This window comes from Prevotella sp. HMSC073D09, from assembly GCF_001814145.1.
GTDB lineage: Bacteria > Bacteroidota > Bacteroidia > Bacteroidales > Bacteroidaceae > Prevotella > Prevotella conceptionensis.
This window is the reverse complement of the sequence record NZ_KV815069.1, coordinates 44757-53693: the sequence shown is the minus strand read 5'-3', so window position 1 is coordinate 53693 and position 8937 is coordinate 44757. Positions and strand designations below refer to the sequence as shown.

The 8937-nt window shown below is 42.7% G+C and carries 4 protein-coding genes and 1 pseudogene; 4 read left to right on the top strand and 1 reads right to left on the bottom strand.

Translation table 11 applies throughout. The features are described 5' to 3' along the window. The 3 genes and pseudogenes from HMPREF2955_RS04835 to HMPREF2955_RS04825 form a co-directional block, all read left to right on the top strand. Nucleotides 1–386, top strand: a pseudogene (locus tag HMPREF2955_RS04835) (hypothetical protein); the annotation flags it as partial. A 12-nt stretch (nucleotides 387–398) separates the two neighbouring features. Beyond that, nucleotides 399–1154, top strand: coding sequence for a hypothetical protein (locus HMPREF2955_RS04830; protein ID WP_168166866.1), 756 nt, complete (start codon nucleotides 399–401; stop codon nucleotides 1152–1154). Nucleotides 1155–1391: 237 nt separating this feature from the next. After that, the gene (locus HMPREF2955_RS04825; protein WP_246830070.1) at nucleotides 1392–2009 is read left to right on the top strand and encodes a hypothetical protein; all 618 of its coding nucleotides are present in this window, start codon (nucleotides 1392–1394) and stop codon (nucleotides 2007–2009) included. Between the two features lie 607 nt (nucleotides 2010–2616). Here the strand turns inward: HMPREF2955_RS04825 and HMPREF2955_RS04820 are convergent. Next, nucleotides 2617–4101 (bottom strand): flotillin family protein, encoded by a 1485-nt coding sequence (locus HMPREF2955_RS04820; protein WP_009229285.1) that lies wholly within the window; start codon nucleotides 4099–4101, stop codon nucleotides 2617–2619. A 3956-nt stretch (nucleotides 4102–8057) separates the two neighbouring features. Here HMPREF2955_RS04820 and HMPREF2955_RS15015 point away from each other — a divergent pair. Beyond that, nucleotides 8058–8282 carry a hypothetical protein gene (locus HMPREF2955_RS15015; protein ID WP_168166865.1) on the top strand — a complete coding sequence of 75 codons (225 nt, stop codon included), beginning with the start codon at nucleotides 8058–8060 and terminating at the stop codon, nucleotides 8280–8282. Nucleotides 8283–8937 lie beyond the last annotated feature (655 nt).

The window sequence follows — 8937 nt, the reverse complement described above, 5'->3', positions numbered from 1 at the left end:
ACGAGTGTTTTTCTTCCGAAAACGAGGATGGAGGCGTTTATTACGCACCCGAATTACGTTTGGAGATAAACAAAAACAGACTGATAATAAGCTACCTACATGGACGATATGGGTATTGGAGCTATATCTTTAGATACCAAAATAACGACTTCGAACTGATAGGTTATGATGGTTATTCTAGTAGAGGGCCTGTTACTCTTAGGATTCTCGAAGTCAACTATTCTACGCGTACTTGTGTATATAAAGAGAATATTAACGCAGATGACGATGAGGCGGAAGAGGAATTTAAGGTGAAAACAATCAAATTTAAACGGAAAAACCTCATCAAATTATCGGAGATAACCGACTTCGACGAACTTGATTTAGGTTTGCCAGACGATGAATAGCAGGTGTATATGATGTTAAGGATTTTTTATTTGTTGTTTGCTCTTGCCCTGATAACGGGCTGCAAGCAAGCGAAAAACGAAAGTGGGAAAGACACGGTGCCGACAAAAGACACCGTGCAAGCAAGTGTGAAACCCGTGGCTGTGGCTCAAATGGAGCTGAAAGCAGATCCCGAGGAATTCATTCCCGATGGGTATGTCTTGTTTTCAGGATGCGAAGGCGATCTTAATAAGGACGGCAAGCCCGACGTTGTGCTGATGATAAAGGGAACCGATAAAAGCAAGTGGGTGGATGATGAATACCGCGGACGGCTTGATCGCAATCGTCGGGGACTTATCATCCTTTTTAAACGCGATGGCGGATACGAGCTGATAGCCGAGAACGACGAGTGTTTTTCTTCCGAAAACGAGGATGGAGGTGTATATTACGCACCCGAATTAGACTTCTATATCAAGAATAACACCCTGGTATTGCATTATGCCCATGGGCGTTATGGCTATTGGAAATACATTTTTAGATACCAAAATAACGATTTCGAACTCATTGGTTATTTTGGTAGTTACGATCGCGGTCCAGTTGTTCTTTATATCACGGATGTTAATTTCTCTACACGCACCTGTGTATATAAAGAGAATATTAACGCAGATGAAGATGAGGCGGAAGAGGAATTTAAGGTGAAAACAATCAAATTTAAACGGAAAAACCTCATCAAATTATCGGAGATAACCGACTTCGACGAACTTGATTTGGATTTACCAAAGGATGATTGACACTCTATTGTTATGTTAAGGAAATATCATTTATTGCTAGTTGTGGTCTTTACAATGGGCTGCAAGCAAGCGAAAAGCGAAAGTTTTCGTAAGCCAAATGAACAATGTCGAGTTTGCTCGAACATTGGCATGGCGAGAAAACACACTTTTCGAGGAACGAGAAAAGAAAGTTTAAAGGTCACAACGTCCAAACAAGGCCTCGTGCAAAACAGCGTGAGGCTTGCCACAGCACCCAAAATGGAGTTGAAAACAGATCCTAAGGCGTTTGTTCCCAAAGGATATTCGCTTTTTCAACAATACAAGGGCGACCTTAATAAAGACGGTAAGCCCGACGTGGTGCTGATGATAAAGGGAACTGAAAAGAGTAAATGGGTAGATGACGAATGTCGCGGACGGCTCGATCGCAATCGCCGCGGACTTATCATTCTCTTTAAACGTAAGAATGGTTATGAGCAGATATTAAGGAACGACACTTGTTTTTCTTCCGAAAACGAGGATGGGGGAATAGCTGATGCACCCGAATTGGAGTTGGAAATCAGCAAAAACACGTTGCAGATTTATTATGCCCATGGGCGTTATGGCTATTGGAACTATATTTTTAGATACCAAAACAACGATTTTGAGTTGATTGGTTATTACCATAATCGTTGCATTAGGTACGTTACTTATTATAACTTAGACATCAACTTCTCTACACGCACAAGGGTATACGAAGAAAATCTCAACGTCGATGACAATGAAAAGGAGGAGCATTATAAGGTGACTAAGAGCAAAATAAAACGTAGAAAGCTTATCAAGCTGTCTGAAATAGCTGACATTGATAAGCTGAATTGGGGCGATTTTTCCAACGAATAATGCGTATTCGCTATGAAAAAGGTCCTTTAATTTGTTGCTAACCACACGCTTGATAACGAGTTGCAAACAAACGAAAAACGAATGTAGAAAGACGCTGTGTTTGCAGGAAACACAGTGTAGTTAAGCTTAGGTTTAGCAGTTACGCTCTTGGGTTAGCAGACAAGTTAACAAGTTGAGGAGTGGACAAGGGACATTCCATTTTCGCGTTGTTTCATTGGGCTTTATGAAAACGCTCTTTTGTGAGTGGACAATTTTACCAGGCTCTTACAAAAGAACGTTTTTGTTTAACCCCAATCGGTTCATTAGACCGCTTATCAATGGTTTTAGGCTGTTTCCGTCGTTTCCTGTTTATCATTCGTTTGCTTGTCAGCATATTGCCTGTCTTATTCTCTCGACGTAGCTCGCTACGCCTGCAAGAATAAGACAGACAATACGCTCAACAAGCAAAAAAATCTGCACAGGATCAACAACCAATTTGGGTTAAATGGTGAATGAGCTCCGAGTTAGGCAAACAGCTTTGTCTACTCGGCAACTTGTTAACACGCCTATTCGTCAACTTGTTAACTCGTCTACTAGCCAAAGACCATGAAGGAGAATGTGGCAAGGGCTAATCTTTCAAGCCGTCTACCACTTCTTGTGCCTCGCCATTGAGGTTAATGTTCCTCGTTGTCTTGGCCTGAATTGAGCCAGCCTTCATGATGTCGGCCATGTCTACGCCAGTTGCCGACTTCAATACGTCGAACGCTTGCTTGATGGCCACAGGCACGTTGCCACTCATGGCGCTGATGCCATTGCCGTCGCCGCTGTAAATGTTAACGTCTTTGATGGCACTGATGGGCTTGGCCACATTTTCTACAATCTGCGGCAACACTTCAATCATCATCTGGGCAACGGCAGCATTGTTATACTTCTTATAGGCTTCGGCCTTCTTGTCCATCGCTTGTGCCTCAGCCTCACCCTTCTTCAATATGGCATAAGCCTCGGCCTCGCCTTTGGCCTTGATACCTTGTGCCTCTTGTTCCAGCTTATAGCGCGTGGCATCCGATGCGGCGTTTTGTGCCATAGCCTGCTGTTCGGCCTCGTAGCGTTGTGCCTCGGCTATACGTTTGCGTTGTTCCAAGTCGGCCTCTGCATTCTTCTGCACTTGATATTTCTCCGCATCTGCACGTTTTTCCACTTCGGCAGACAGTTCGTTTTGGCGGATAACGATTTGTTCTTGCGAAAGAATTTGTTGGCGTTTGGTCTTTTCAATCTCAGCCTCAACCGTCTTAATGTTGATGGTTTTCTGTTGTTCTTGCTGTTGGATGGAGTATGCGGCATCGGCATCAGCCTGCGCAGTGTCGGCCTGTCTTTTCAGTTCGGCACGCTTTAAGGCCAAGTCGTTGTTCTTCATCGCAATGGCCGTGTCGGCATCCACACGTGCGTCGTTGGCGTCTTTGTCGGCATGGGCCACTTGTATCTTCACGTCGCGTTCGGCGATGGCGCGGTTAATTGATGCGTCTTTCTTAATCTTTGCGGTATTGTCGGCACCCAAATCGTGTATCAGACCTTCCTTGTCGGTAACGTTCTGTATGTTGCACGAAATGATTTCGATACCCAATTTGGCCATGTCGTGTTGTGCCTTCTGCATCACCTGGTCTGAAAAACCATCGCGGTCGGTGTTTAGCGAGCGCAGGTCTAGCGTACCGATAATCTCACGCATGTTACCTTGCAGCGAGTCTTGCAGCTGTTCGGCAATCATCATGGGTGTCATGTTGAGGAAGTTTTTGGCGGCCAAGCGTGTTCCTTCTGCGTTTGGCGTTACTCTGATTTTGGCCACCGCGTCAACATCAACGTTGATAAAGTCGGTTGTTGGCACACTCTCTTCGGTTTTAATGTCTACCGTTATCTGTCCTAGGTACACGCGGTCGAGTCGTTCGAAGAATGGAATGCGGAAACCTCCGGAACCAATAAGCACACGTGGTTCGCGGCTAAGACCCGAGATGATGTAGGCATACGAGGGAGGTGCCTTGACATAGGATGCAAAAAAGAAGAGTACTAAAATAACAGCGGCAATGCCGATGATTACGTAAAGTGAGAATTGTTCGGGCATGGTAATGCGGTTTTAGTTATATGAATTCGTTATTTAGCTAGGCCAAGGGCATGATGCTTTCTTTTATTTGGCATCTATGCGACAAGGTAAAGACTATATCGGCCTTCTATACCGACACTGCAAATTTAGTTGATATTTTCTAAAAAAGCAACAAAAGGCAGACTTTTTTTCTGCATTTTAACGCTGCGCACTGATTGAAGAATGGGGAATAAGGCACGCCCATGCATTCTCCTTTGTAATTCTGCCCCCTTCAAACAGCATCTACCTATTCTCCATTAGAGGAACTCATACGTTCTCCTTTATTTTTTACTCCTTCAAGCGTCTTCTTTGATTCTTACCATTCTCGTCATTATCTTTTCGTAAACTTGCTTAGGATTGATAGGATGCTGCGCTGCAACCGCTCGCGCAGAAAGTAGTTATAGTCAAACAGAATTGCTTTTGGAAAATGGTTGTTGGCTGAATGCAAGGCGTGCGTAGCATAGCACCAATAAACCTTTATGTAGAGGAAAAGGATGACTTTTGTTTGTTTACGATGCAGCTATGGTTCTACAAAGCCAATTCTGTTTGACTATAAGTGTACGTGTTTTCCATGCCGTTTCCTACGCGCATGTATTATATGGTATAGTCATTTCGTCCATTTTTAACAGGGGATTAAACATAATGAGCTCCCTTCCCGTCCACCAGCCGCCCACCCTGTCGCAGAAAATCAATTCTTGCGAAGGTTGGTTTTGATGCAAAAAGAGGTAGTGGGTGAATGTTGCCGAACGCAGTCTACAATGTTAAAATTCGTGTGGAAAGAGGACAAAACCAGAGTAAACAAGCTGACAAGTTAGCCGCCAAGTCATCCCATTGACCTTTTTAGTTGACAAGTTTGTGAGTTGACCAGTCGATGGACACAGCCATTTTCCACACTTGTCAGTTGGCAAGGCAAGGAGCAGACTAGTTAACAGGTAGGAATTTGATGGGAGAACAAATAAATAGGCACAGCATTCTTTCAACATGAATAGTTAACGAGTTAATGAGTTAACGAGGTGACATTGTCTTAACAGCCCCTGCATTTTTCACCACCTTTAGCTGAAAGTTAACAAGTTAAGAGACGATAAGTTAATAGGCGCAACCATCTCTCTTTACCTTTTCAACCTTTCACCCTTTCACTCTTTCACCCTTTTACCTTTTTACCTGTTCAACCCTTCACCTTTTACCCTTTAACCTTCTCTCCTTTTCACTTTTCATCCTTTCACCTTTTAAAGGCATTAGCCATCTTTCCACCCTTTCACCTTTTTGTCTTTTCACCTTCTCCCCCTTTAGATAATATTCTTCACTGCTACACGAAAAAGATCAATCCCAACAACCTGTTTGGTTTGAACAAAATCCTGTTGCTTTTCATGTAAAAGGAAAGGATTCCCAGTATTCACTCTAAGCCAAGACGGACATATAAGGTAAAAGACCGCTGGGACATCTCGTCGCAGCGGTCTTCTGTGTTCTCGTGGTTATTTGGATTATGTATGTGTTTCCTGCCCGCACCTTAGAGAGTTTAAATGTAGGTACAGCTTAACCAAACATGTCCCGCTGGACAGTTGAAGATGCGAACAGTCAATAAAGACAACGGTCCAAAAACGCATTCAATTAGGACCAGTCTTCTTAATAAAATCAGTTTTCTTAAATCATTCTTTGTTACCATCACAGACTTTCACAAGCCCAATTCCCATTTTACACAAATGGTTTTTCCCTTGGGGTAAGGGGCTTGTGCCCCTTCCCCTATATACTTTCAGTTTCCGCATACACTGCCTAAGGCAGGTTTCTTGGTTAGCCCATGCCGTTGCAAATCCTAATGCTTTTGGCAGGAGGGGGCTTAGAGAATAATCAGAGGTTTTTATTTATTGCTCATCATAACCTTCTGATCCCCTTAATGCACATTGTTAGTGGCACTGTCCACTTCCCTTCATTACCACACGGCATGATGCGCTCCATCCGATCATCAATCGTTTCAACGTCGGGTTAATTTATACGCCCAAACATTTCTTCTAATCTTTTTCATATTCTTCTTCCATCAAGGTACGCCTGGTTGATTGCCAACAAGCCTACGAACAAGCGGCCTAAACAACTTCACCATACAGCACAGCCTTGACTGCCTATACTTCTATCAACGTTTTTTGTTCATTAAGAGGGCAACAACTATCACACTCCTGCTAAAATAGCACGAGGATGTTGTTTTTACTTTGCAGCGTGCTGTAAACAATTAAGCCTACACACCAATGGTGCTACCCCACTAACGTGGCCTTTTCCCCATTTACTTTATACTTCCTGCATAGCAACAAGTTAGCATCAGCCATATTCAGGCCTTGCACAAGGGGGTTGTTCAACACGCCTTCCGACACAAATGGACGTTCAATCACATTCGTCATCGTGCAATTGGTCTAATGAAAGGTATTGGTATCACCTTATCTTCTTCTCTTTTCTTTTGTCTACTTTCCTTATCAAAACGTCAATTTATCTATTCTTCGCCCGCATTTAAAATTACGAGTTCCAACTAGATTGTTTCATACGACCATTTGCCTTCCTTAATTCATATAAGAGCTTTTATGTTTTCATGATCACCAAAACATTATGTTTTCATGTCCTACCGGTCAAATTCAAAGGCATTGTATTGCCTATGAACACTCACACAATCATGTCCTCATGTATAGAAAATTTATGCTCTATATTTTCGATTTCCATTCCCCTACGCCTAGGAGCAACCGAATAGCGTTTAGTAAAAGAACGATTGTAGATAAGCATTTATCAACTCTCAATTCAAAACTAACGTACCGCAAAGTTAGGCATTAATCTTTAACGATGCAAGGATTTTGTAAATAAAATTCACAAAGATGCCATATAACATAAAACAAAATGGGCACATTTCTTTTTACAAACATTTTACTTCTTAAAGAGAAGAAACATGGACGAGCTAAAAGCTGCTCGCCCATGCCTAAGGGCAGTAGGCATTCCTCTCAACGGGTGCCTACATTGAGTGGAAAATATGTATCTTTTTCCTCCACCCTTCACTCTTGTCTTCCGTCGTTGCCTACCGCGCCTTTTTTCTTCATCTTTTCCCTTATCCAATCTTCTCACCCACGAAAGGGCGGTCTTACGCTTGCTTGGCGTGCCCTTTCGGTGTTCCATACGACGCTTGTTTCCCCACTCCATCAACGTCTCTTCAATTGTTACCCTTCACATTAGGACACAGGTCCCTACCAGATCGGGCAAACTTAGCCGAGTGGTTGCATGCGTCGTTATCTCAGTCAACATCTAATCACAAAAAATAATTGTTCTACTTTTCTTGGTATTCGTCACTTATCACCCACTGGCAAAGTTCTAAGCGCATTTCCTACGTTTAGCCAGTCTGCCATTGCCGACTAATGCCTATGCTCGTGGTTTCCTCGCATCAACAAAGAACGTCACCTTATATATAATGTGTGGTTCAAAGTTCAACAAGCCTTTCATGGTTCACGTCTATCATCCATGTTTTCGTCCATTGCAGTTGGGTGATGCACTTTGTTGCCTGTCCATCGGCCTCGCAGCACCCACTTGTGTCAATGTAAAACACACATTTCTCTTACAAAAAGGTGGTTCACGTTATTGCAAACAAGTTGCAAATCCAAACCTCTCTAATTGCTTACAGTTTCTTATCGCTTACAAAGATAGGCATTTACCAAAAGATAAAGAAACAAAACCATGATTTTTTTATTACAAAACAAAAAGAAGTTAGAGCAATATCAAATAAGGAACAATGCCTGTTACAAAGCGAATACTTGACAGACGTTTTGAAACCGCAAACCAAACAAGAGCTATTAAAAAACAAAAGACATTAATGGTTTCAAAGCAACACTTCTTGGAGCCGTCTTGAACTTTAATACTTCTACAATTAGAGAGGGTTTATGTCTTTGTGCTGTTAAACCAAGACAAACACCACGCTCATGTACGAAGTTCCTGATAAAGACACGACAAAATCTGAGAGTCGGTTCCGTTTGTTGGTGGCAAAATGTGGCAATGCCTCAAAAGGCGATCAGGCGGCAGTTATTCAAAGCATTCTCCACCATGTTAAAAACCGTTTGTCAATGGCAGATGTCTTCTGCGTTTGCATGATGCCGTTTCCGTTGGCCGTGAGCAGCTTGCCCTACAACCGCTCGCACTGGCGGTAGTAAGCGTACGTGCTTTCTGTATCTTTATCCCTACGCGTGTATATGGCACAATCGCTCTTTGTCTAGTTTTTAGTAAGAATTTTAACATTATGAGTACCCTTTTCGTCCACCAAGCTCCCACCTAACCAGCAAAAAATCGATTCTCGCGAAGGTTTGTTTTGATGCAAAAAGGGGTTAGCCTGTGAATGCGGCAAAATGAATTTTTATTTAATGGAACAGCTGTTTGCACCTGTTTTGGGGCTATTTGCAGCAAAATACACTGCGTTTTGCAGCAAAACGAAGTGCAATATGCCGCTAAACGCAGTGCGTTTTGGTGCTAAATACAGTGCGTTTTGGTGCTAAATGCAAGGTAAAATGCTGCTAAATGCCGTGCAAAATGTGGCTAAATGCGAAACGAAACGCATAAATATCCGCTGCAATGGTATAAATAAAACCCTTTCGAACCATGAAACACATGTACGAAAAGGGCGAGATGGTCGTTAAAAAGTGGGATTTTAGGGGCTAAAAGCTGGTAATCTGGCTTGAAGAATTATGAGTTGACAACCAAACTAGAAAGGCTAAATGGTGCAAAACGCAGGTTTCTTTCTCAAATACAGACAAGATGGAAGGTGTAAAAAGCCCAAAACAGTAGTTATTTACCTACTTTTCGGCCTAC

Coding starts and splice junctions, on each gene's coding strand:
- HMPREF2955_RS15015 (WP_168166865.1), top strand. CDS start 8,058: ATGTACGAAGTTCCTGATAAAGACACGACAAAATCTGAGAGTCGGTTC.
- HMPREF2955_RS04830 (WP_168166866.1), top strand. CDS start 399: ATGTTAAGGATTTTTTATTTGTTGTTTGCTCTTGCCCTGATAACGGGC.
- HMPREF2955_RS04820 (WP_009229285.1), bottom strand. CDS start 4,101: ATGCCCGAACAATTCTCACTTTACGTAATCATCGGCATTGCCGCTGTT.
- HMPREF2955_RS04825 (WP_246830070.1), top strand. CDS start 1,392: ATGGAGTTGAAAACAGATCCTAAGGCGTTTGTTCCCAAAGGATATTCG.